This window comes from Thermobacillus sp. (assembly GCF_003390775.1).
Taxonomy (GTDB): domain Bacteria; phylum Bacillota; class Bacilli; order Paenibacillales; family Paenibacillaceae; genus Thermobacillus; species Thermobacillus xylanilyticus.
On record NZ_QEWA01000041.1, the window covers coordinates 75,517 to 98,770 of the forward strand.

Annotated in this window: 17 protein-coding genes; 3 read left to right on the forward strand and 14 right to left on the reverse strand. The window is 61.9% G+C overall.

Features of this window, described 5'->3' with window-relative positions; genetic code table 11:
* Positions 1 to 31: 31 nt before the first annotated feature.
* The 6 genes from C6W55_RS11980 to C6W55_RS12005 all read right to left on the reverse strand — a co-directional run bounded on the left by C6W55_RS11980 (position 32) and on the right by C6W55_RS12005 (position 7,416).
* Positions 32 to 2,272: an alpha/beta hydrolase family protein gene (locus C6W55_RS11980; protein ID WP_286892770.1), complete on the reverse strand. Its 2,241-nt coding sequence runs from the start codon at positions 2,270 to 2,272 to the stop codon at positions 32 to 34.
* Between the two features lie 48 nt (positions 2,273 to 2,320).
* Positions 2,321 to 3,769 carry a cardiolipin synthase gene (gene cls, locus C6W55_RS11985; protein WP_286892771.1) on the reverse strand — a complete coding sequence of 483 codons (1,449 nt, stop codon included), beginning with the start codon at positions 3,767 to 3,769 and terminating at the stop codon, positions 2,321 to 2,323.
* Between the two features lie 70 nt (positions 3,770 to 3,839).
* On the reverse strand, positions 3,840 to 4,721 hold the full coding sequence (locus C6W55_RS11990) for an ROK family protein (protein WP_286892772.1): 882 nt from the start codon (positions 4,719 to 4,721) through the stop codon (positions 3,840 to 3,842).
* An 87-nt stretch (positions 4,722 to 4,808) separates the two neighbouring features.
* Entirely contained in the window at positions 4,809 to 5,243 is a 435-nt protein-coding gene (locus tag C6W55_RS11995; protein WP_286892773.1) for a hypothetical protein, read from the reverse strand.
* A gap of 22 nt (positions 5,244 to 5,265) precedes the next feature.
* Complete coding sequence (locus C6W55_RS12000; protein ID WP_286892774.1) at positions 5,266 to 5,406, reverse strand: hypothetical protein; 141 nt, start codon at positions 5,404 to 5,406, stop codon at positions 5,266 to 5,268.
* Between the two features lie 24 nt (positions 5,407 to 5,430).
* Positions 5,431 to 7,416 carry a glycosyl hydrolase gene (locus C6W55_RS12005; protein WP_286892775.1) on the reverse strand — a complete coding sequence of 662 codons (1,986 nt, stop codon included), beginning with the start codon at positions 7,414 to 7,416 and terminating at the stop codon, positions 5,431 to 5,433.
* 449 nt (positions 7,417 to 7,865) lie between these two features.
* Here C6W55_RS12005 and C6W55_RS12010 point away from each other — a divergent pair, with 449 nt between their 5' ends.
* Both C6W55_RS12010 and C6W55_RS12015 read left to right on the forward strand, forming a co-directional pair.
* Positions 7,866 to 8,663 (forward strand): sensor domain-containing protein, encoded by a 798-nt coding sequence (locus C6W55_RS12010; protein WP_286892776.1) that lies wholly within the window; start codon positions 7,866 to 7,868, stop codon positions 8,661 to 8,663.
* A gap of 258 nt (positions 8,664 to 8,921) precedes the next feature.
* Positions 8,922 to 9,665, forward strand: coding sequence for a hypothetical protein (locus C6W55_RS12015; protein WP_286892777.1), 744 nt, complete (start codon positions 8,922 to 8,924; stop codon positions 9,663 to 9,665).
* Here C6W55_RS12015 and C6W55_RS12020 read toward each other — a convergent pair whose 3' ends face one another.
* From C6W55_RS12020 to C6W55_RS12055, 8 genes are all read right to left on the reverse strand, one after another.
* Entirely contained in the window at positions 9,666 to 9,968 is a 303-nt protein-coding gene (locus C6W55_RS12020; protein WP_286892778.1) for a hypothetical protein, read from the reverse strand.
* Positions 9,969 to 10,399: 431 nt separating this feature from the next.
* Positions 10,400 to 12,937 carry a glycoside hydrolase family 95 protein gene (locus C6W55_RS12025; protein ID WP_286892779.1) on the reverse strand — a complete coding sequence of 846 codons (2,538 nt, stop codon included), beginning with the start codon at positions 12,935 to 12,937 and terminating at the stop codon, positions 10,400 to 10,402.
* 106 nt (positions 12,938 to 13,043) lie between these two features.
* Positions 13,044 to 14,786, reverse strand: a complete 1,743-nt coding sequence (locus C6W55_RS12030) for an ABC transporter substrate-binding protein (RefSeq protein WP_286892780.1) — start codon at positions 14,784 to 14,786, stop codon at positions 13,044 to 13,046.
* 103 nt (positions 14,787 to 14,889) lie between these two features.
* The gene (locus C6W55_RS12035) at positions 14,890 to 15,786 is read right to left on the reverse strand and encodes a carbohydrate ABC transporter permease (RefSeq protein WP_286892781.1); all 897 of its coding nucleotides are present in this window, start codon (positions 15,784 to 15,786) and stop codon (positions 14,890 to 14,892) included.
* A 12-nt stretch (positions 15,787 to 15,798) separates the two neighbouring features.
* Entirely contained in the window at positions 15,799 to 16,761 is a 963-nt protein-coding gene (locus C6W55_RS12040) for an ABC transporter permease (RefSeq protein WP_286892782.1), read from the reverse strand.
* Positions 16,762 to 16,899: 138 nt separating this feature from the next.
* Positions 16,900 to 18,426: a response regulator transcription factor gene (locus C6W55_RS12045; RefSeq protein WP_286892783.1), complete on the reverse strand. Its 1,527-nt coding sequence runs from the start codon at positions 18,424 to 18,426 to the stop codon at positions 16,900 to 16,902.
* Positions 18,401 to 20,215 (reverse strand): sensor histidine kinase, encoded by a 1,815-nt coding sequence (locus tag C6W55_RS12050; protein ID WP_286892784.1) that lies wholly within the window; start codon positions 20,213 to 20,215, stop codon positions 18,401 to 18,403. Before C6W55_RS12050 ends, C6W55_RS12045 begins: the two co-directional genes overlap by 26 nt.
* A 47-nt stretch (positions 20,216 to 20,262) precedes the next feature.
* Complete coding sequence (locus C6W55_RS12055) at positions 20,263 to 22,296, reverse strand: beta-galactosidase (protein ID WP_286892785.1); 2,034 nt, start codon at positions 22,294 to 22,296, stop codon at positions 20,263 to 20,265.
* Positions 22,297 to 22,424: 128 nt separating this feature from the next.
* Here C6W55_RS12055 and C6W55_RS12060 point away from each other — a divergent pair, with 128 nt between their 5' ends.
* The gene (locus tag C6W55_RS12060) at positions 22,425 to 23,252 is read left to right on the forward strand and encodes an AraC family transcriptional regulator (RefSeq protein WP_244860519.1); all 828 of its coding nucleotides are present in this window, start codon (positions 22,425 to 22,427) and stop codon (positions 23,250 to 23,252) included.
* Positions 23,253 to 23,254: the final 2 nt, after the last annotated feature.

Sequence of the window (23,254 nt, forward strand, 5' to 3'; positions counted from 1 at the left end):
CGAAACCTGCGCACGAAAAAAGGACAGGCAGTCAACGCCTGTCCGGATAGAAACCGAAATCATCCATCATGAGCTTTCCGGGTCCGCCCGATATATGCAGCGTGACCGAACGGATGCCGTCTTTCGCGAGGCCCGGCCGCTCCTCCTCAAACGCATCCAGCGACACGATGAACGTCTCGAACACCGGCTCGACATCCGCTTTGAATTTCCCGTTCTCGAACCGCCTTTCCAAAAACCGGTGGATCGTATAGGTGACGCGGGGCGGCGATTTCAGCGTGCCGAACCGCTCCAGCGGCAGCCGCGCGGACAGGCCGCTTGCCCCCTCGACCTCGATCTCGACCGAATAGGCGCCGCTTTCGGGCAATTCATGGGACAGATCCGCCAGGGAAAACGCGATCGCGGCCGCCCCCTCCCGCCCGACCATGAGCCAGTACCGCTTGTCAAAAGAGAGCCTGTACCGCGCTTCGTCATCCCACGCCAGCACGAGACCTTTGTACCCCCTGCTCCTTCCGTCGCGGTTCAGCGCCGCCGCATGCTTCCACTCCTTCACGCCTTCTGCATCGGCCGTGACACCGATCTGAAGCGAACGGACACCCGATTGCTCGAACCGGCTGACCGCCTGGTAGCCGCCGCCTTCGTACCGGCCGAAGACGACGGAACCGGAAGCATGGGACTGCCGGATGTCCGGATCGGAGAAGACGCGCCGGTACTCGCTTCGGCCGGCAAGCGTCGCTTCCATGAAAGCCGCGATGTAGCTTGCCGCCGCTTCGCGCTGCGCCTCGCCGTCCATCAGGCCTCGGGTGTTGAGCAGCATGCCGCCTGGCATGGAGAGGTCGAATCGCCCCCATGTCGTGTTGAATTGACCGTGATTCGCGCCTTCGAGGTAGATTTCCGCCTTGAACAGATCTTCCCGTCCGTCCAGCGCCGTCCGCACATATTGCTGATCGCCGTAGAAATTTTGCAGATCGGCGTCCCGGGAACCGTGGATCGTCAAGTAGTTGACATTTCGCAGCTGCGCCTGTTTCCGGTCGACCAGCATGTCCGTCGGCGCGATGGCGGCTACCGAGACGATCCGGATCTCCTCGCCGATGCCTTCCAGCGACGGATCGTCCGCGAACCAGCGGGCATGGTCGGCCGCCATGGCCGCCGCCTGCCCGCCCCGCGAATGGCCGATCAGGCCGACCTTTCCGAGATCGACGCGGCCTTCGAACGGATTGCCCGGCGTCCGGCTCAGTTCGGCGATCTCGCGAAGATGCTGAAGGAGCAGCCAGCTTCTGAGCTTCATGTCCGGCTTCGGAATACCGCTCCAGACGGAATAGTTCAGAAAATTTTCATCCACCGACACGGCGATGAATCCGCGGCTCGCGAGCCGTTCGCCGAGATAGCGGTACCCTTCGTCGGAGAAATCCTCCATCAGATGGTTGCCGTGCACGATCAGCACCAGCGGGAACGGTCCGTCCCCTTCCGGCATCCACACCCGGCCGTTGAGCGGAAGCCGGCCCGTGCCGAATCCCCAGAACCGGGAGCGGATCGGCGACCATTTCGGGTGGATGGACGCGGCGTTGACCGTCCGGGTGATGACGCCGGCTTCATCGCCATATTCGGCACGGTGCCGGTCCGTGCCGCTGCCATAGGTGAAATGCGTGAACCCGTAAGGCCCGGGTCCGGCTTCAAGATCGCGTACGGAAGCTGCGTCGTCGATCTCGACGATCCGGTCATCCGCCGTCAGCAGAACCGGTTCGCCGGCCGGCGCCAACGGCATGCCGGCCGTGAGCACGACGGCGGCCGCGACGGCGGCGGCGGCCGCTGCCGCGAAACGGAGCGGATGGCGCCGGGCGCTGACGAGCGCCATGACGAGCCCGCCCGCGGCCGCTCCCGCGGCCGTGATGACCGCGGCGACGACCGCGCCCGCCCAGCCCATATCCGTATCGTTCAGGGCATAGGTCATCCCGGCCGCCGACGTCAGGAAGACGCCGGCGAACAGCCGCGGAATCGGCAGCATCAGCAGCGACAGGACATAGGCTGCCGCCGCGCCGCATCCCCAAAGGCCGATCAGGCCCGCCGCGATGAGCAGGGACGCGTCAAATCCGTAGCCGATCCCCGTCGGGATGCCGAGGGCGCACACCGCGACCGCCGCCGTCCAGATGACGGTGACGCCGGCGCTTGCCGCCATCCAGCCGGACGTGTCGCGTCGGAAAGCCGCCGCCGACCGAACCGCCGCGTATCGGGCGAGCCGTCTTAAGACCGATGGTTTTCGCTTTTCCGCGTCCATGGATCCACCTCCGCGCTGCAGCCTTTGCGCACGTCATGGCTGATGTTTTTACATGATCGGCGAGAGCAGCCGCGCCACCGACTCGCGCGCCTTGTGCAGCAGCGGCCTGTCCTGATACATGCCCGTCGTCAGCTCCACGCATTCCTTGAGATCTTCCTCGAACAGGGCCGTCAGCCGTCCCGCGGTTTCCGAGTCGAACAGAAACGCGTTCACCTCGAAGTTGAGCCGGAAGCTGCGGTTGTCGATGTTGGCCGTGCCGACCGTGGCGATTTTGCCGTCCACGACCATCGTTTTCGCATGCAGGAATCCTTTGCCGTACAGATACACTTTCACGCCGGTCTGCAGCAGCTCGCCGAGATGGGCGAACGTCGCCCAATAGACTGTCCGGTGATCGGGTCGGGCCGGAATCATGATGCGGACGTCGACCCCGGAGAGCGCCGCGATCCGGATGGCCGTCAGGAAGCTGTCGTCCGGTATGAAGTACGGCGTCTGGATATAGATGAACGATTCGGCTTCGTGGATCATTTTGATAAAGCCGTTCTTGATCTGCTCCTGGTCCTGGTCGGGACCGCTCGAGACGATCTGCATGCCGACGCGCCCCGGTCCGTTTTTCTCCGGAAAATACCGCTCCCCCGCGACAACCGCCCGGTCGGGCGCGGCCAGGTTCCAATCCAGCAGGAACCGCGCCTGCATCTGCTGCACGGCCGAGCCCGCCACCCTCAGATGCGTGTCGCGCCAGTAACCGAAACGCGGGTTTCGGCCGCGGTATTCGTCGCCGACGTTGAACCCTCCGATATAGCCGATCCGGCCGTCGATGATCGCCAGTTTGCGGTGGTTGCGGTAGTTCAGCTGCGGGCTGAGCAGTCCGAGCTTCAGCGGGAAGAAATACGCCGCCTGCCCGCCCGCTTCGGTCAGCGGCCGGAAAAAATGCCGCGGCAGCCGGTGCGAGCCGATATAATCGGCCAGGAAGCGAACTTCGACGCCGGCCGCCGCCTTTTCGACCAGTTTGTCCATCAGCAGCCGGCCCAGCTCGTCGTCGCGCACGATGTAGTACATCAGATGAACGTGGTCTTCCGCCGCCTCGATATCGGCAAGCAGCCGGTCGAATTTCGCTTCCCCGTCGCTGAAGATGTCCACCGCGTTGTCCTGTGAATAGATCGCGTGCGCGCTCGACAGATTCATGTACATGAAATCGCGGTACGGCTCCATCCGCGGGTCGTTGAACCGGATTCGGCTCTCCGCGAACATCTCGCGCTGCCGGTTCACGATGCGCTCCATCCGCTTCCGGTTCGCGGCGCGAATCTTGTAGAAACGGCGGCGGCTGAGGTTCTGCCCGAGGATGAGGTACAGGATGAATCCGAGACCGGGCAGGAAGATGAGCACCAGAATCCAGGCCCATGTCGCCGCGACATTGCGCCGTTCCAGAAAGACGATCGTCGCGGCGAACAACAGGTTGAATAGCGCAAGAAACATGGAGATGTTCTGCAAAACCGTCATACCCGGCGGGCCTCCCGATTGCGAAAACAGCCTTCCCGCGCAACAGACGGGAAGGCAGCCGTTCTTCTCATTATGATTGGCCGCGCAGCGCGGCGAGTCCCAGGGCAAGCGCTCCGCACAATCCGGCGTTGTCGCCGAGTCCCGGCGGCACGATGTAATCGTCGATGCCTTTCAGGATGGTGTCGTGTGCCACATAACCGTTCAAATTCCGCTTCACTTCCTCGCGGATCATCGGGAACAGCTGCTTCTGGTGCATCACGCCGCCGCCGAGAATGACTTTCTTCGGCGAGAGCAGCACGATGGTCGACGCGAGCGCCTGTCCGATGTAGAACGCCTCCATCGGCCATGCCGGATGGTCCGGCGGCAGCTCGCTTCCCTTCACGCCCCAGCGCCTTTCGATCGCCGGTCCTGCGGCCATCCCTTCCAGACAGTCGCCGTGGTACGGACAAAATCCTTCATATGTATCGTCGGGATGACGACGCGTCAGGATGTGACCGCCTTCGGGATGAAGCAGGCCGTGCACCAGCCGGCCTTCCGCGAAGATGCCGACGCCGACGCCGGTGCCGAACGTGTAGTAGACGCAGCTGTCGAGCCCTTTGGCGGCTCCCCATACCGCTTCGCCGTACGCCGCGGCGTTCACGTCGGTGTCCCAGCCGAACGGGACGTCGAACGCCCGCTTCATCGTGCCCAAGAAGTCGAATCCCGACCAGCCGGGCTTCGGCGTCGTCGTCACATGCCCGTAGGTCGGGCTGGACGGATCGATGTCGATCGGACCGAACGTGCCGATGCCGATGGCCTCCACCTTTTTGTCCCGGAAGTAGTCGATGACCCGTTCCAGCGTCGGCTCGGGCCTCTCCGTCGGGAAAGATATGCGGTCCACGATGTTGCCGTGTTCGTCGCCGACGCCGCACACGAATTTCGTTCCGCCGGCTTCGATTGCTCCAATGCGCAAATGCGGTTCCTCCTCAATGCTTTCAGTCTACAGCATTATAGCACAGAGTCCGCCGTTCTGGCATGTCCGGATGCGAAATGGCGCGGGTCAATTCCGCGTGCCTCGCCCGGCCGCGAAATATCCGCGCACGCGCCGCGACCGCAGAAAACAGACGATCCAGCCGATGCCGGCCGCAGTCTCCGCAATGCCGGGCAGCCATACTTCGCTCTCCGCACCGAACAGCAGCACCCGCGCCGCGATGATGGCCGGCACCGCCGCTTCGCGGACCACGACGGCCCACGGCGCGATCCGGCTGCGTCGCCAGATCAACACAAGTACAGCCGCCGACAAGAGCTCCAGCAGCACGGACGTGCAAAAGTGAAAGCGGAAATCACCGCTCCCCGCCATGATACCGATATCGCCGGTCAGGAGAAAAAAGAGCGACAATCCCCGCAGCACGAAAACCAGCACCGTATATTCCACATAGACGAGCAGCCAGCCGGCCAGCGCCGGCTTCGGCTTGTGCGACCCGGCGTCGTCCATGGCGTTCATCTCCTCTTCATATTCATACCGGATTGCCGCGGTCAAGCGACTTGTAATCGTAGTGACGGCGCGCCAGGCGCCTGCCGTTCCCGAATTCGGTGACGAGCGTCTCGAACAGGTCGAACAACACCGCCTTGGGCGCAATTTCTGAAATCGGACGCATGGCATGACCTCCGGTTGATCCTCTTTATGGAGCAGCCGGGCGGTACAACGTCACTTCATCCAGCCAGATCGAGGCCGTGCCTTTAGAGTCGGGATCCGTCAAAATCTGCAGGCCGATCGCCCTCACCGCTTCCAATCCGCCGACGTTGGACAGATCGAAGCGGAGCGTCAGGAACCCGCCCTCGTCCAGCACCTTCTCGCCGGAGTCGGTCCATGCCCAGCTGTCCCCCGTCTTGACGTACAGCTTGGCGCGCACGCCGTTTCCCGCGTCGGCACTTTCGCCCAGCCGGACGAGCGCCCTCGCTTCGAGCGCCAGTGCGCCGCTCAGGTCGACGTCGCCGACCCGTGCGAGTTCGAAGCTGCCGCCGCCGAGCTGAAAATCGGCCTTGAGCGACGAACCGCCGCTTGACGCCGCATCCGTCGACGGCTCGGGCCCCGCCGCCCCGGCGGTGTTCCATATGCCGCCGCTGTCGTTGTTGATCGTCCAGCCTTCGTCCGACGACTCGAAATCATGCAGCAGTTCCGCGACCGGCGGCTCGCCTGATCCGACCGGGATCTCGACCGCATCTTCCAGCACGGTTCCGTCGGCGAGGGACGCCTTCACCTCAATAATGGCGTTTCCGCCGATCCGCGACTTGTCCGGCTGCCATATGGCCATGTAATAGCCGGTGTCGGCATCCAACGTCATGGGCTGGTGCTCCGCCAAGCCCCGGACGGCGAACGTCACCTCCGCCGGTTCGGCATGCAGCACCCTCGCCCGGATCACGGCAGAATCCACGACCTCGGTACCGGCCGTCGGCGTCGCGATATGAAGGAACGGATCTTTCACGGCGGCCTCCGCCTTCCTGTCGTACACGCCGGACAGATCGCCGGCGAACGCCGTGTATTCGTCTTCGTAGAAAGCGATAAAGTCCGGGAGCAGCTCGTGGTCGCCCAGCAGCGCGGCATTTTTATAAGGGACGAAAAGATTGCCGTTTGTCGAAAAATTCGCCCAAGTCTGCATGTAGGCGGTCCGCCGCGCGTCGGGATCGTTTTTGATCGCGTCCAGCACCTTCGTGAACCACGCGAGATCGCCGTTGCCCCGGGTCTTCATCCCCTGCGGGCTGTAGCCGAACTCGGCCAGCGCCGCAATCTTGCCCTTCGCGTCCGCCAGCCGGTTGATCATCGCGAGGTCCCGGGCCAGGCCGTTCAGGAATCCTTTTGTACCCGGATGATCCTGATTGTCGTACTGGTCCATGCCGAGAATGTCGACGTACTCGTCGCCCGGGTAGGTCGCGAGATACGTCTTCTCATCGCCGGCGAACGGTCCGTTCGGCGAGAATACGTACAGGAAATTGCGCACGCCCGCCCGGTCGCGCAAATATTCCACCGTATAACGGTACAGCGCGATATAGTCGCTCGTCTTCGTCAGCCGGGCTCCCCACCAGAACCAGCTGCCGTTCTGCTCGTGGAACGGCCGGAACAGGATCGGAATCAGCTCGCCGTTCTCGTCCTTCAGATGGTTCGCCACATAAGCGACATGATCGAGCATCGCGTTGAACTCGGCGTTCTTGCTGCCGCCCGGCAAAATATGCTCGACCGCGCCGACGGATGTGTCGTAGAAGTTGCCGCCGGTGGCGAAGTTCGGAAAATGCGTGCTGAGCGCGACAATGCCGCCCAGCTTGTGCGCTTCCTTCATCTTCTCGATCAGCCGCTCGCGGCTTGCTTCGATGTTGCCGCTGATGCCGGGCTTCTCCTTGCCCTCGATGCTCAGCGTATCCCAGCCGAAGATGGCGGGGAAATCACCCGTGGCGTTATGGACATCGGACTGGACCGGATTGCCGGTCACCGCAATGAACTCGGTCGTCGCATGCTGATGGCCGAACAGGATGCGCTTGCCCCGCGATTCCTGCAGGTACCGAAACAGCGAGCGCGTTGCGGGCGACGCCTGGGGATCGACCAGCTTCAGCACCGGCACTTGATCTTCATCGGACGTAGCGCCGTCCTGCCCGGTATCGGCTGACGCGGGCAACCCTCCTTCCGGTCTGTCGGTTTGCGAAAAATGCGTGAACGCCCATATCAGGACAGCCGCCATGACCACCGCCGAAATCAGGAGTACGGGAACAGCATGTTTGCGCGAGAAGCGAGAAGATTTCGACAACCGTACAACCTCCGTTCTCCACCTGATCAACCTAACAAACCTAACAATTATCACAAAATGTTAGTTCGGAAAGCGCTTCTCTTCTATCATATAACAGTAATAATCTAGCGTACAAGAGAAAAACAATTCATTGTTTTTGTCAGGTTGTCGTTAGGTGGTTTGGCTGGCGGTCTCGGCCGGGCATTTCGCCGAACGTCCGGGCGAGATGTCGGACCCGGGTCGGGGAAGACGGTCAGGCCGCGAACCGATGCGGGAACAGCGGCGGTAAGGTACGATGGAGTCAATTCGACAACACCAAAGCGAAGGCGTGGATCCGAATCATGAAGAAACCATCTGCATGGGAAGCCTGGAAACTGCTGCTTCTGTCGCTGCCGAAAGGAATCGGGGCGTTTCTGTTCGCGGTCATTGGCCTTTCCGTCGGCATCGCCGCTTCCGCGGTCATCATCGGATTGCCGCTGCTGGCGTTCGTGCTGATCGTCTGCCGGCGGATGATGGAAAGCGAGTACGGGCTGACATCCGCCTGGATGAACGGCAAGCAACCGGCGGATGCGCCGATGGCGGATCATGGCGGACCGGCGCGTGAACAGCGGGGCTTGAGAAGTCTGCTGGCCGTTTTGGCCGACAGGCGGTCGTATCGCGGCATCGTCTACTGCCTGCTGCAGCTTCCGGCAGGGGTGGTCTGCTTCACGCTCGCGATAGTCGTGCCCGCTGTGGCACTGGCCGTCACACTCTCCCCCGCCGCACGGATGATCGTCAACGGACAATTCGAATACGAGTTGTTCGCGGACGGCTGGCTGTTCGAGTTTATTGGCCGTACGTTCGGCTTGACCCCGTACGAGCAATCCTGGATCGTCGGCGGCTTCGGCCTCCTGCTCGTCCTGCTCGTTCCCGCAGCCGTCCGGATGCTCGGACGCTTCTACGCGGCATGGATTTCGGGACTTGCCGGTCCCGAATCTGAAGCGGCGACTGTCCATGTCCCGGCATCCCTAGCTGCGCCGGGCCTGTCCGGGATGGCGACGAGCGAGTTACCGCATGACGCTGAGCCCGCATCGTCTTCGCTGCCGCTTGAGCCCGATAGACTTGAAAGCCGCATCGCCGCGGACACGCTGCGGTCTTGACGCTTACTCTCTCCACGAAGGCGTCGCCGATCGGCCGGCCCGATCATCGCATGCGCCCCCGTCAATGTACATCCGATTGAACGCGCGGTTGATCCGGGCTTCCTCCGCATTTTCCCGCAGATGATTTTCGCCCGACAGATCCTTGCAAATGCCGGCTGTCCTGCCATGTCCATTTCTCTTCCGCTTTGTCCTACTCCTGCCGTTTTCCCGTAAGTTATGTTATGATGCCCGTATGACGTGATGTTCAGGTGATGCGTTTTGGAATACCGTTTTGCAACGGACGAGCCCCGCGGGCATTTTGCCAGCGGGCGGGTGCTTTACAACGCGAAAGGAGCCGCGCCGTTTCCGGTCCGGCTGGCGGACGAGATCGTGCAGCGCTGCTTTCACTATCTGGAGGAGCGAGGCCATTCGGGCCCATATGCCATCTACGACCCGTGCTGCGGCAGCGGATATTTGCTGACGGTCATCGGTCTGCTGCATGGTGCGCAAATCCGCGCCGTTTTCGCATCCGACATAGATGAGTCGATGCTTGAAACGGCAAGGCGCAACCTGTCGCTGCTCACGGCGGAAGGCATGCGCGCGCGCATCGAACAGCTCCGCGAGCTGTATGAGCAGTACGGCAAGCCGTCCCACGCGGAGGCGCTCGAGAGCGCCGCGATGCTGGACGGGTACCGTGCCTGCGGAACCGTCGAATCCATCGAAATGTTCCCGGCGGATATCACGGTCGGATCGCCAGAAGCCGTTCGGGACAGCGGGTTCTGCCCCGTCAACATCGTCATTGCGGATCTTCCCTACGGCCATCTGACCGGATGGCAGAGCGGGAGCGCCGATCCGGCAGCCCGGATGCTCGACAGCCTCTTCCCCCTTCTTCGTCCCGGCGCGTCGGTCATTGCGCTCATTGCAGACAAGTCGCACAAGCTTCGGCATGAACGATACCGGCGGATTGCGCTGCTCAAGGCCGGCAAGCGGCAGATCGCCCTGTTCGAGCCGAAGGGATGTTGATCAAAAAGGCTCCGGCTTGGCTCGCCCGGCAAGATGTAGAGTAAAGGGCTGGGGGACCATCCCCTCCTCATCAAACCGTACAAGCGGTTTTCCCGCATACGGCTTTCCGACGTTCTTCACCTTGCGCAATACGTACTTCGCCACGTGGTAGCGGACCGCAGTCTGGCTTCCCTCAGGATCTCGTAGAAGCGGGATCGTCTCAGCGACCACTTCTTGTACTTCTTCCGGCAGAAGATCATGAGCCTCTTGATGAGGTACCAGTCGATCTTCGCCAGAAATCGGTTGGCCGCCCCAGGGCTTCAACCCACGGATTTCTCCCTAAGTTGCCTGCTAGCTACGGGGCAGCTTGGCCTTTACCCCGGCTGGACTTGCACCAGCTAGCGATGCCTGGCTTGGCCAGGCGCACAAGCGAAATATTTGCTTCTATATTGTCGAAAACGGCCTTCTCAATAAAAATAGAAGAAAAAATTTCGCCCATTTCCGGCAACTCGGACGATTTCGGCGAATTTTGAAAAATTAAACGAAGATCTGTCGTCTATTTCGCTGGATCGGGCATGAGAATCAAAAATAGAAGAAAATTTTTCGTCTGTTCACCACGTGACCGTATGAAATGTTGCCCCGACCGGTCGGGGAAGCCCTGTGGTGTGCCATCAACGCTGCAGTCCCTCGGGATGAGATTTGACCGCCATCATGCGGCGAGCCGCGCGCCGGGAGCAGCGCGCGGCACATGTCCATTACACCGGCACGATCCGATAGACGCCGCCCTTCGCGGTATCGATGGCGGGCGGCGCTTCGCCGGGAGCGAGGTGCAGCAGCAGCGCGCCGTCCGGGCCGTAGACGGCCACCGGCCGGGCATGGCGGACGCGCAGCGGCTTGCCGTACCGCGAGGTGATGCGGGCTTCCCGCAGCGTGCCGTCCGCCCACGCGATATCGATGGTGAAGCCGCCGCGCGCGTGCAGGCCGCGCACCTCGCCGCTCCGCCAGTCTGCAGGCAAGGCGGGCAGCAGATCGACGGAGCCGAGGCGGCTCTGCACGAGCAGCTCCGCAATGCCGGCCGCGCCGCCGAAGTTGCCGTCGATCTGGAACGGCGGATGGGCGTCGAACAGGTTCGGGTACGTCGAGCGGGAGAGCAGCGTCCGGATAAACCCGTGGGCCGTCTCCGCGTCCTTCAGCCGCGCATACAGCAGAATGAGCCATGCGCAGCTCCAGCCGGTATGGCCGCCGCCGTGCTTGAGCCGCCGCTCCAGGGTCACGCGCGCGGCCTCCAGCAGCTCCGGCGTCGTCTCATTCAGATGCGAGCCCGGGAACAGGCCGAACAGATGCGAAACATGCCGGTGGCCCGGCTCATGCTCATCATAGTCGACGGCCCATTCCTGCAGCTGGCCGTGCTTGCCGATCCGGTACGGCGGCAACTTCGCCAGCGCCGCTTCGAGCTCGCCGCGCAGCGATTCGTCCGCGCCGAGCAATCGGGATGCCTCGATGCACGCCGCAAACAGTTCGCGGATGATCGCCATGTCCATCGTCGAACCCCAGGTGACGCTGCACGGCTCGCCTTCCGGCGTCAAAAACACGTTCTCCGGCGATGTCGAAGGATTGGTGACGAGCGTGCCGTCCGGGCCCGGGACGAGCCAGTCGAGACAGAACAGCGCCGCCCCCCGCATAAGCGGATAAGCGGTGTCGCGCAGAAAATCAAGATCGGGCTCGAACAGGTACCGCTCCCACAGATGGGTTGCGAGCCAGGCGCCGCCCATCGGCCAAAACGCCCAGCTCGCGCTGCCGTCGCTCGGCGTCGACATGCGCCACAGGTCGACGTTGTGATGCGCGGTCCAGCCGCGGCAGCCGTAATGGATGCGCGCCGTCCGGGTGCCGCTTTCTGCCAGTTCGCCGAGCATCGCGAACAGCGGTTCATGGCATTCGCTCAAATTGCACACTTCGGCCGGCCAATAGTTCATTTCGGTGTTGATGTTGATCGTATAGTCGCTGAACCAGGGCGGCTGGACGTGCGGGTTCCAGATGCCCTGCAGGTTGGCTGGCTGCGTGCCGGGACGCGACGACGCGAGCAGCAGGTAGCGGCCGTATTGGAAATACAGCGCCTCAAGCGCGGGATCGGGATTGCCGGATTGATACGCTTTGAGCCGCTCATCCGTCGGAAGGTCATTCATACTGACTCGATTCAAGCCGAAGGAAGCTGTCCACCCAGCTTCCGATCGGTCCATTCCCGCCTGTCCCGATTCTGCCGTTGCGGCTGCCGAACCAACCGCATCCGAACCTGCCGTATCCGATCCTGTCGCATCCTTGCCGGCCGCATGCGATCCCGGCGAATCTGCGTCAGGCAAACCCGCAGCTTCCCCGCCCGCAAGACGCAGCGACACGCGGCTCATCAAAGCCCGGTGATCGGCCAGGTGGCGCTCCAGCAGCGCCTCATATCCCGCTTGCTCCGCCGCCACAAGCTGCGCCTCGCAGCGCGCCGAATGCGCGCCGCTCTCATCCGGCGGCGTGCGCCAATCCACGAACGCCGTGGCGGCGGCGATATACGCCGTGAGCCGGGATGCGCCGCGCACGATCAGCCGTTCCCCGTCCGCTTCAACGACGCCGTCGGTTTCAAGGCGGACGCGCGCCTCGAACCGCATGCCCCGGCCTTCTTCGTACAACACGGGTTCCGGATGGTCGCCTCGCCAGTTGTCGGCGACATGGCTCGGCGCCCGGCCGGCAAGCACCAGCGTGCGGCCGTCATCCATAACGGACACCGAGCTCCTGACCGGCGACGACAGCGCGGCCGCCAGATCTATCGTCCCGCCATCCGCCTCGTACCGGACGACGATCACCTGATCCGGGACGCTCGCCCAATAGGCGCGGCGCATCCGGAGGCCGCCCGAAGAGAACCGGACGTCCGCCATCCCGTCGAAAATCCGCAGCGAACGCACATAATCCGACGCGTCATCCTCCCCGTCCAGCCATTCGATTGCCAGCTCTCCGAGCGGCAAATAAGGCTGCACGTTCCGGCCGGTCATCCGGGATTCAATCAGCCGCTGCGCCTCCGTCAGCCGTCCCGCGAAGATCAGCTCGCGCGAGCGGGCCAGATGCCGCCTGGCCTCGCAGTCGACCGTCTCACGGGGATACCCCGCCCACAGCGTATCTTCATTCAGCAGGATCCGGTCCAGCCGGACGCCGCCGAACAGCATCGCGCCAAGCCGTCCGTTCCCGATAGGAAGCGCTTCCTCCCATACGCCGGCCGGACGACGGTACCACAATCGATCCAATACGCCGGTCATATCGTCTCTCTCCCGTCTGCGCATGATGGTTCCATTGTAACCGCTTCAGGTCAAAAAACTCAAAAACGAAGAGCCCGCGCAATACGGACTCTCCGCACTTTCCCGATTATTCGTTCCACAGTTTGACGCGCGCCTTGACGAGCTTCTCGTATTCGTCTTCCATCTTCTCGACGCCCGCCTTGAGCAGCTCCTGCTGATATTCGTCCCAGATGCGGTCGAAGTCCTCCGGCGGCGCCAGGATGGCTTCCGGAATGCGGCGCCACGTAATTTCCTTCATCCGCTCCTGCTGCACGTTCAGTTCGCTGTCTGCCGGAATCTGGATGTTCCACGCCGCACCCCACGGCTTGACCGGGAATTCCTCTTCGCTCGGGAACAGATCTTTCCACGTCGTGGCGCCGTAAGCCGCCAGCGTCTCCTTCTCGACCTCGTTGTACGTAGCGACGATTTGTTCCGGGAAGTTCGTCGTGTAGTAGTTGCCCGTCGAGTCGAGCACGCCGTCGCCGTAGTGGGCGCCGAGGTTGTGGTAGAGACCGATGCCCGATTCGCGCTGGAAGCCCGTCGGGTCGTTCTTCTTCCGCTCCGTGATTTCATCCGGAATGACGCGCTTGCCGTTCTCATCGTAGACATAATGCTCGCCTTCGATGCCCCAGTTGTCGAGAAGCTGGCCTTCTTCGGAGGCGAGGAAGTCGAGGAACTTGATCGCGCGGACCGGATCCGGGCAATCGACCGTGATGCCGACGCCCCATCCCGGGCTGAAGCCGACCGGCCAGAACGACGTTTCCTTGAATTCTTCCGTCAGCGTAACCGGATAATGGCCGTAACCGTATTCAAATTTGCCTTCCGCCTTGAGCGCGTTCTCGCCGTCCTGGAAGTCCCAGCGCTGGTCGATCAGACCGAGCACGCGGCCGGAAGCGATCTTCGCCAGGTATTGGTCATACTTCTGCACGAAGCTTTCCTTGTCCAGCAGGCCTTCCGCGTTCATATGGTTCAGCCAGCGGAAGTATTCCTTCTCGATCGGACGGCGGAAATGGTACGTGACTTCGTAGGTGTCGATGTCGATGTGGTATTCTCCGTCATCCGGCCCGCCCGTCGTGAAGAACGCCGGGTTCGTGACCGAGATGTACATGCGCCAGTCGTCCGCGTTGAGCGACAGGCCGATGTTCGGGTTGCCGTTCTCGTCCGTCGGGTGCTTCTTGAGGTACTCGCGGATCGCGTTCTCGAAGTCTTTCACCGTCCGGATGCGCGGATACCCGAGCTCTTTCACGACGCGGTGCTGCAGCTGGAAGCCGCCGCCCGCATCGAAGTACGTCTGACCCACTTCCGCATACGTCGGAATGACGTAGATCGAAGGGTCTTCTTCGCTGTAGCGCAGCCGTTTGATCTGATCGCCGAACAGCTTCTTGATGTTCGGCGCATGCTGCTCGATCAGATCCGTCAGGTCGAGCATGGCGCCGGCTTCAACCAGCTTGCCGAGATCGCCCTTCGGGCTGATCAGGTGCGGATAATCGCCGGATGCCGCGATCAGCGCGATCTTCTGCGCCGGATCGCCGACCTCGAATTCCGCGTCGAGCGTCACGCCCGTTGCCGCCGTGATCGCCCGGCCGACGGCGTCCTGCATGTTCTGCCAGTTCGGACTTGCGTCCGCGCCGTAGAATGTGAACGTAATCGGTTCAAGCGAATCGCCGGATCCGCCGCTGCTGCCGCCGCTGTTCGCGGACGTCGATGACCCGCCGGCGTTCCCTCCGCTGCTTCCTCCGCCGTCGTTCTTCTTGCCGCCGCAGCCTGCAAGCAGACCTGCCAGCATGACGACGGCAAGCAGCGAGACCAACCATTTTCTCTTTCGGCTCATGCTGTGTGATACCCCTCCCTGATGATTGAGTCAGAAAGTGTTGTATTGGTCAACGGGCTAACCCGCCAATACCGGAGTTATCGGTAACCATTTCCAGAGCCGGTCAGGTCTTGACCGCGCCGAGCGTCATGCCTTTCACGAAATAGCGCTGCAGGAACGGATAAACGAACAGGATTGGCAGCGTGACGACCATCGTGATCGCCATCTTGACGGATTCCGGTGAAACTTGCGACATGACCTCGGTCATGTTGCGCGCCCGGTAATCGACATTAGACTGCGTGCTCTGCAGCACTTTCATGAGCTCGTACTGCAGCGTTGTCAGATGATCGGATTGCGAGTTGAACAGGTACGTATCGAACCACGAGTTCCACTGCCCGACCGCCACGAACAGCGCGATCGTCGCGAGCGCCGGTTTCGTGAGCGGCAGGATGATGCGCCAGTATATCGTGAAATCGTTCGCACCGTCGATTTTGGCCGACTCTTGCAGCGCGTACGGGAGCCCGTCGATGAACGAGCGGACGACGAACACGTTGAAGGCGCTGACAATGCCCGGCAGAATGTAGACGGCGAACGTGTTCATCAGATCCAGTTCGCGGATCAGCAGGAAGAACGGAATGAGACCGCCCGTTACGTACATCGTGAGCGCCAGGAAGACGGAGATGAACCGCCGCCCCTGGAAGTCCTTCCGGCTCAGCGTGTAGGCGAGCATCGACGAGCTGAGCACGCCGAGCGCCGTGCCGATCAGCGTGCGGAGCGCCGAGTTGCGAAAGCCCGTCCCCAGATGTTTGTAAGAGAAGATCACTTCATAATTCTTCAGCGTGAACTCCCGCGGATAGACCGTGATGCCGCCCCGCACGGTATCGATGGAATCGTTGAACGAGATGGCCGCCACGTTCAGAAACGGATACAGCGTGATGACCAGGACACCCGTCACGAACACGTACACGAACAAGTCGAACAGCCGGTCCGTCAAGGATGTCGAATGGCTACTGCGTCTCATGCGCGCTCCTCCTTACATGATGCTTTCCTTGGTCACGCGCTTGAAAATGCCGTTCGCCGTGAACAGCAGGATGACGCTGACGACCGAGTTGAAAATGTTGATTGCCGTGCCGAACGAGAACCGCCCCATGCCGAGACCGTAGTTCAGCGCGTACAGATCGAGCACCTGCGAGTACTCTCGCACCAGGTTGTTGCCGAGCAGGAACTGCTTCTCGAACCCGATGCTGATCAGGTGGCCGATCGACATGATCAGCAGGATGATAATCGTCGTGCGGATGCCGGGCAGCGTGATGTGCCACATCTGCTGGATCCGGTTTGCGCCGTCGACCCGGGCGGCCTCGTACAACTCGGGGCCGATCCCCGCGATCGCCGCCAGGTAGATGATCGCGTTCCATCCGGTCTCCTTCCAGACATCGGCCAGCGTGACGATGATCCAGAACAGCTTGCCCTTCGCCATGAACTGGATCGGCTCGTCAATGATGCCGAGCCACATGAGCAGATCGTTCACCGCGCCGTTGTCCGTGGACAGCATCTTCGTGACGATGCCGGCGACGACGACCCACGAGACGAAGTGGGGCAGATAAGATACCGTTTGCACGAAACGTTTGTAGAACATTTGGCGAACTTCGTTCAGCATCAGCGCGAAGAAGATCGGGACGACGAAACCCGCCACGAGTCCCATCAGGCTCATCACCAGCGTGTTGCGCAGCACCTGATAGAACAGATCATCCTGAAAAAGCGCGCGGAAATGTTCCAGCCCGACCCATTCCTGTTCGAAGAACGACCGGCCGATTTTGTAACGCTGAAACGCCATTGTCCATCCCCAGAGGGGAAGGTAGTTGAAAATGAACACCCAGACGACGAATGGCAGCGACATCGCATACAGCCACCGGTTCTGGAGCGCCCTGCGGAAAAAACGTTTGGTTCGCTCTTTCCGCGTCTTGGTCGTTTGCCGTGTTGAAGTTACCGCTTCCATGCGAACCCTCCTGTTTGACACCCCTCATTCTAGCGGAATCGCTTGCACCGCAGTACCCGGCATTTTATGCCGAAAATCATATCAAAATCAGTCAGGCTGCCGCGTCACCTTCCCGGCGCGCCGGCAGCCTGCTTTATCTCAGCTTCCGCCCGCCGTTTTCCGGTACGCGGCAGGCGACATGCCCACATATTTGCGAAATTTCCCGTGAAAATAATCGACGTTCGCGTAGCCGACCCGCTCCGCGACTTCGTACACCTTCATGCCTTGAACGAGCAGCTTCTTCGCCTCCTCGATCCGCACCTTGTCGAGGTAGGTGTTGAAGTTCTCGCCGGTCTTATGCTTGAACACTTTGCCCAGATAAGCGCTGCTGTAGCCCAGCAGTTCGGCGATTGTCTCGAGCCTCAAGGAACGGTCGTAGTGGCGGTGAATGATGTCGATCATTTTCTTCACCTGCGTCTCGGCCCCGCCCTGCTCCGACTGCCGGGCGAATTCGATCAGCAGGCTGCGCATCCGCTCCATGAGCTGCGTGAAGCGGCAAGCCTTGTACAGCTCGACCAGACCGCGCTGCAGCGTCCCCTCCGCCGAACCGGGCCGCCGGGCTTCCAGGCGCGCGGCGACGGCCGAGACGAGCCGGGCGCACGTCGCCTTGACCGCTTCTTCATCGGCACCGGACGCGAGCAGCCGGGAACCCGCCTGCTCGATCCACTCGCCGATCGAAATCTCGCTGGCCACATCGATGGCAAGCGTCAGCTTGTCCGTCAGATCGGACAAATCGGGCGGTTCAGCAGCCTGTTCACCGCATGGATCCCACGGGGCGGCGCCCGTCGGATGGATGCTTCCCGGTTCGAGGAAGAAAGCCCGGCGAAGAGCCGCTGCCGCCCGGGCATGGGACTGCGGAATCCCTGACCAGCTGTCCACGACGCCGCCGGACGCGGCCGTGACCTCCATGTGGAGGCCGGCAAGCGCGTCTTCAATCGCGTTCATAAGCGCCGCGCGCTGCGATTCGCTCCCAACGCCGTTCATGACGAGCAGCCCCAGGTCGCCTTCCGCCGTGTAGCAGATCCGCTCTGCCGCGGACAGTTTGCCGGCCAGCCGCTGGCCGGCTTCCATCAGGACGTCCGGCTCGAGCGGCTTGCCGTGGGGCCGAACAATCACGGCCTCCCATGACGCGCCGTCCAGACCGGCGTTCTCGGCCGCTTCCGTCAACGCGGCGGGAGGCGTTCCCGAGAGCAGCGACCGGATGACCATCTCCGGCGTCCACCCGGCGGCGCGCTCCCGCTCGGCGGCTTCCTGGTCGAGCGTCTTCCTCAGCCGCTGCAAGTAATCGATCAGCTCGTCTTCATCCACCGGCTTGAGCATGTACCCGTCGATCTGGTGCGACATCGCCCGGCGGGCATAATCGAACTCCGCATAGCCGCTCAGTATGAGCATGTGCAGCCGTTTGTCGCGGGCGCGCAGCCGCTCGATCGCCTCCAGACCGTCGATGCCCGGCATCCGGATGTCGATGATGATGAGATCCGGGCGGTGCTGCTCGTACTTCGTAAGCGCATCCCGTCCGTTCACGCCCGTATCGACGACCCGGAAGCCGAAAGATTCCCAGTCGACCAGCGTGCGGAGTCCTTCGCGGATGGTCGGTTCATCATCCACCACCAGCACTTTGTACATGAAGCCTTTCACCTCCGACCGGCAGCCGGAACGAGACGCGTGTGCCGGCGCCGGATGTGCTCTCCAGACGCAGCCCGCTGGACGGGCCGTACATCAGGATCAATCGTTGATGGACATTGCGCAGGCCGATCCGGCGCTGCTCCTCCCCTTCCTGTTCGTCAAGCGAAGCGGTGAGCGCGGCAAGCCGGTCTTCGTCCATGCCGACCCCGTCGTCGATGACCTCGACCAGGGCCGTCTCTCCGTCCCGGACGATGCGAAGGGTGACGGTGCCGCCTTCCTCTTTGCCTTCCAGACCATGGATAACGGCGTTTTCAACAATCGGCTGGATGATGAGCGGCGGCACGGGGATGGACTCCGTCCCCGGCTCAATCTGCAATTCATACTTCAGCCGCTCTTCGTAACGGAACCGCTGGATGTCGAGATAGCACCGGACGATGTCGATTTCGTCTTCCAGCCGCGAGAGGCGGCGGCTGATCTCGAGATTCTTGCGCATCAGCTTGCCGAGCAGCCGGACGATCTGGGCGATCTCCTTCTCCCCTTTTAGATGCGCCTTCATGCGGATCGACTCCAGGGCGTTGAACAGGAAGTGCGGATTGATCTGGCTGGCCAGCATTTTGAGCCGGATCTCGTTCTGCTTCATTTCCAGCTGATGCCTCTGCCGGTTCGATTCCTGCACTTCATTCACGAGCGCATGGATGCTGGAGACCATCGAATTGAACTGGCGCGCGAGCTGGCCGATCTCGTCCTGGCCGTCGATCTCCATGACGGTGGTGAGGTTCCCTGTCGCCACCTTCGTTATATGTTTGCTGAGCCGGCTCATCCGCCGGGTAAGCATCCCGGAGAACGCGTAGGTCAGCATGATGCCGAGGGCGAGCGCGGCGAGAATGACGATGAGCGCCGTCGTCTGGATGCGGTCGACATCGGCCGTGATGTCATCCACCGCGAAAATGGTGATGATCCGCAGCCCGTTCACGCTCGCGTTCGGCGCCAGCGGCTCGACGAGGACGCGGTACGCTTCCCCGTCGATCTGCTGTTCGAACATGCCCTGCCGGGCTTCCGCAAGCTGCGGATCAAATTCGATGCCGGCGAGCGTGAGGCCCGTCCGCTCGGGGCGGTTCGCCGACACGATCGTGCCGCTGTCGTCCACGATCATCGTCTCGAACGATTCCTGCCTGACGATCGTGCCGAGCGTGTCCATGTTCACGTTGACGACGAGCACGCCGCTGGTTTTCGCACCGGGAAAATAGACTTTGCGCACGAGGCTCAGGTAATGGCGGCCGTCCCGTTCGTCCTCCAGGTAATACCAGCCCACGGTTCCGCTGAAGCTGTCCATCGCCCACCGGTACCACCAGGAGTTCTTGATCTTCTCGTCCGGCTGCATGAATTCCCAGTTGTTCAGCATGGTCGGATTTTCCATGTAGAACCGGATGTTCGAGATCTCGTTGTACAGGTTGACGTACTGTTCGAAATCGGGATAAGACCGGTAGGCGGCCACGACTTCCCAGGTCGTGCCGTACCTGCGGTTCGCCACCGTCTCCAGCCGGTCGTCGTTCGCCAGCCGGTAGGCGATGTCATTCGCCACGTTGATCACTTCCATCGTGCGCTGCTTGACGCGCTCGACGTTGGCCAGCGTCTGTTCGACGGCGTTATCGAGCGCCATGTTCCGCAGCTCGCCGGTCAGCAGCAAGCCGACCGCCACGACGGGAATGAACACGACGACGCAGAATGAAAGCGCCAGCTTCGTCCGAAGACGCAGGTTATTGACGAACTGAAGCGCGGATTGAAACACGGGGCGTCCACCCCCATTGCGTTCTCTTCGGACGGCCGGCCTTTCGCTCACGCCTCTTCCAGCAGCCGTACGCCTCTGCCCGGCACGGCCGTCCGTCCTTCCACCGTCTCGCCGCTCAGCAGATCTCTGTAACGGCCTTCATGCAGTTCTACTTCTTTCATATCGGCATTGTGGTTCAGGAGGAACAGCACGCCGCGGCCGCCCTTCACCCGCCGCGAGCTTTCCACGCCTTCCGGCGCTTTTCGGACCAGCGGCCGGATGTTCTTGTCCGCGCACAGCTTGCCGAGGAACCCTTCGAGGAACGCCGCGTCCGGGCTGGAAGCGACGTACCACGCCTGTCCGGCGCCGAACCGGTTCACCGTCACGACCGGCATGCCGGCGTAGAAATCGTCGCCGTAGACGGCGATCGCTTCCGCGCCTTCGAGATGGATCAGGTCGCAGAGCAGACCGCACTCGTATTCCCCTTCAAGCGCGCCGTGCGGTTTCGTCATGACGATCCGGTTCCGCCGGTCCGGGAACAACGCGTCGATCTCCTCCGCCCAGATGCCGAGCATGCGCCGCAGTTCGCCCGGATAGCCGCCGGTCCGCACGATGTCGCGCTCGTCAACGATGCCGCTGAAGAACGTCGTGACGAACGTGCCGCCCCGCTCGACGAACGCTTCGAGTTTCGCCGCATAGCCCGGCTTCACCATGTAGAGCACCGGCGCGATGACGACGTCGTATTTGTCGAGCGGCTCGTCCACGCCGATCATGTCGACCTGGATATTCTGCTTGAACAGCGCGTCGTAATATTTGTGCACTTCCTTGACGTAATCGAGCGCGATCGTCGGGCCGCTCGACAGGCTGATCGCCCACCGGTTCTCCCAGTCGAACACGATCGCGACCTTCGCTTCGACGCGCCCGTCAAGAATCCGGTCGCCGAGCTGTTTCAGCTCGCCGCCGAGCTCCGCCACTTCGCGGAAAACCCGCGTATGTTCATGGCCGACGTGTTCGATGACGGCGCCGTGGAATTTCTCGCAAGCCCCGATCGAACGTCGAAGCTGGAAGAACATGACCGTATCCGCTCCGCGCGCGACCGCCTGGTAGCTCCACAGCCGCATCACGCCCGGCCGCTTCAGCGAGTTGTACGGCTGCCAGTTCTGCTGGCTCGGCGTCTGCTCCATCAGCATGAACGGCTGACCGCTCTTCAGCCCGCGCATCAGATCGTGCACCATTGCCGTGTAGCTGAACGGCGTGTCGAGCGCCGGATAGTTGTCCCAGGAGACGACATCCAGATGCTTGGCCCAGGCGAAATAGTCCAGCTCGGGATAGGTGCCCATCAAGTTCGTTGTGACGGGAATGTGCGGGGTATGTTTTTTGATCGCGTCATATTCCAGCTTGTAACATTCGAGCAGGCTGTCGGACTGGAACCGCCGGTAATCGAGCGAGATGCCCTGGAAGTTCGTCCGGTTGCCGGCCCACTCCTCGCTCAGCTCGTTCGGCGCCACGATCTCGTCCCAATCGTAGAACGTATGGCCCCAGAAGCGGGTGTTCCACGCCCTGTTGACGTTTTCAAGCGTGCCGTAGCGCCGCTTCAGCCATTCGCGGAACGCGGCTTCGCACCGTTCGCAATAGCAGTAGCCGCCGTATTCGTTCGAGACGTGCCACATGATGACGGCCGGATGATCTTTGTACCGTTCGGCCAGCTTCTCGGCCATAAGCGCGGAGAATTTGCGGTACGTCGGACTGTTCGGACACGAATTGTGACGGCCGCCGAACTTGCGTTTGCGGCCATGATAGTCGACGCGCAGCACGTCCGGGTATTTCTTCGCCATCCAGGCGGGATGCGCGCCCGTGCTGGTCGCAAGGCACGTATAGATGCCGTTCTCGTACAGCCGGTTGATCGTCGCGTCCAAGTGATCAAAATTGTACGTCTCCTCGTCCGGTTGGTTGAGTGCCCAAGAGAAGACGTTCAACGTCGCCACATCAATGCCCGCCAGCTTGAACATGCGGATGTCTTCGCTCCACACGTGCGGATCGTCCCATTGCTCCGGATTGTAGTCGCCGCCATACCAAATCTTGGGGAGCTTATGGCTCAGCATGGTGCAGAATCCTCCCATAATATAAGATTTGATATCATTGTAAACGCTATTAAATTCACGTTAAATATAATATTATGGATTTCAGATATAAGAAAACGGAAATATAAGGATGGTGCAGACCCTTGCTGGTGCATCGGCGCGTTGTGATGCCTTTCGAGCAGCTCGGGCGGCTGCCGCTCGCCGTCGAGAGCGTCGGCCTCAATCCGGATCAGGAGCGGATTGTGCGGCCGGACGGCTACCCTTACTACCATTGGCTGCAGACGATGTCCGGCAGAGGCCGGATAGCGGTCGAAGGCCGATCGCATCCGCTCCCTTCCGGCTCGGGCATCCTGCTCTTCCCCGGCGTCGCTCACACCTATGAAGCGGAAGAAGGCCGCTGGGAGACGGCGTATCTGACATTCGGCGGCGCGGCGGCGGACAGCATCCTCGCAGCTGCGGGCGTTCATCAGTCGACGTTCTTCCAGTGGCCCGCCGATGCCGCCGCGGGACGGCTGATCGAGCAGATGTTGGAACGGCTGGAGCAGGGCGGCGACGTGTTCGGCATTGAAGCTTCGACGTCGGCGTATCATTTTCTGCTTGCCATGACCCGCTACCCGACGTCGCAGCCCGGACGGAAAAACGGCGATCCGGACCGGCTCGAGCAGCTGCGGACGGTCATCGAATGGATGGAAAGCCGCTGCTCCGATCCTTCCGTCGGCATGGATCAGATCGCCGGCGTCCTCAATCTGTCGAGCCGCCGGGTGAACGGGCTGTTCCGCGAGACGTTCGGCCAGTCGCCCTATGCCTATTTCATCCAGCTTCGGCTGCGCAAGGCGAAGGAAATGCTGACCAGCTCGTCCCCCCTCTCCGTCCGGGAAGTTGCGGAGCGGGTCGGGTTTCGGGACGCCAGCCATTTCATCGCCACGTTCCGCCGGCATGTCGGGATGACACCGGAACAGTTCCGTCGGCTGCATTAGCG

What these genes read in the sequence shown, in the direction of transcription:
- C6W55_RS12030 (WP_286892780.1), bottom strand. Translation starts at nt 14,786, where the DNA reads ATGAGCCGAAAGAGAAAATGGTTGGTCTCGCTGCTTGCCGTCGTCATG.
- C6W55_RS12010 (WP_286892776.1), top strand. Translation starts at nt 7,866, where the DNA reads ATGAAGAAACCATCTGCATGGGAAGCCTGGAAACTGCTGCTTCTGTCG.
- C6W55_RS11980 (WP_286892770.1), bottom strand. Translation starts at nt 2,272, where the DNA reads ATGGACGCGGAAAAGCGAAAACCATCGGTCTTAAGACGGCTCGCCCGA.
- C6W55_RS12035 (WP_286892781.1), bottom strand. Translation starts at nt 15,786, where the DNA reads ATGAGACGCAGTAGCCATTCGACATCCTTGACGGACCGGCTGTTCGAC.
- C6W55_RS12000 (WP_286892774.1), bottom strand. Translation starts at nt 5,406, where the DNA reads ATGCGTCCGATTTCAGAAATTGCGCCCAAGGCGGTGTTGTTCGACCTG.
- C6W55_RS12025 (WP_286892779.1), bottom strand. Translation starts at nt 12,937, where the DNA reads ATGACCGGCGTATTGGATCGATTGTGGTACCGTCGTCCGGCCGGCGTA.
- C6W55_RS12040 (WP_286892782.1), bottom strand. Translation starts at nt 16,761, where the DNA reads ATGGAAGCGGTAACTTCAACACGGCAAACGACCAAGACGCGGAAAGAG.
- C6W55_RS12045 (WP_286892783.1), bottom strand. Translation starts at nt 18,426, where the DNA reads ATGTACAAAGTGCTGGTGGTGGATGATGAACCGACCATCCGCGAAGGA.
- cls (WP_286892771.1), bottom strand. Translation starts at nt 3,769, where the DNA reads ATGACGGTTTTGCAGAACATCTCCATGTTTCTTGCGCTATTCAACCTG.
- C6W55_RS12055 (WP_286892785.1), bottom strand. Translation starts at nt 22,296, where the DNA reads ATGCTGAGCCATAAGCTCCCCAAGATTTGGTATGGCGGCGACTACAAT.
- C6W55_RS11995 (WP_286892773.1), bottom strand. Translation starts at nt 5,243, where the DNA reads ATGGACGACGCCGGGTCGCACAAGCCGAAGCCGGCGCTGGCCGGCTGG.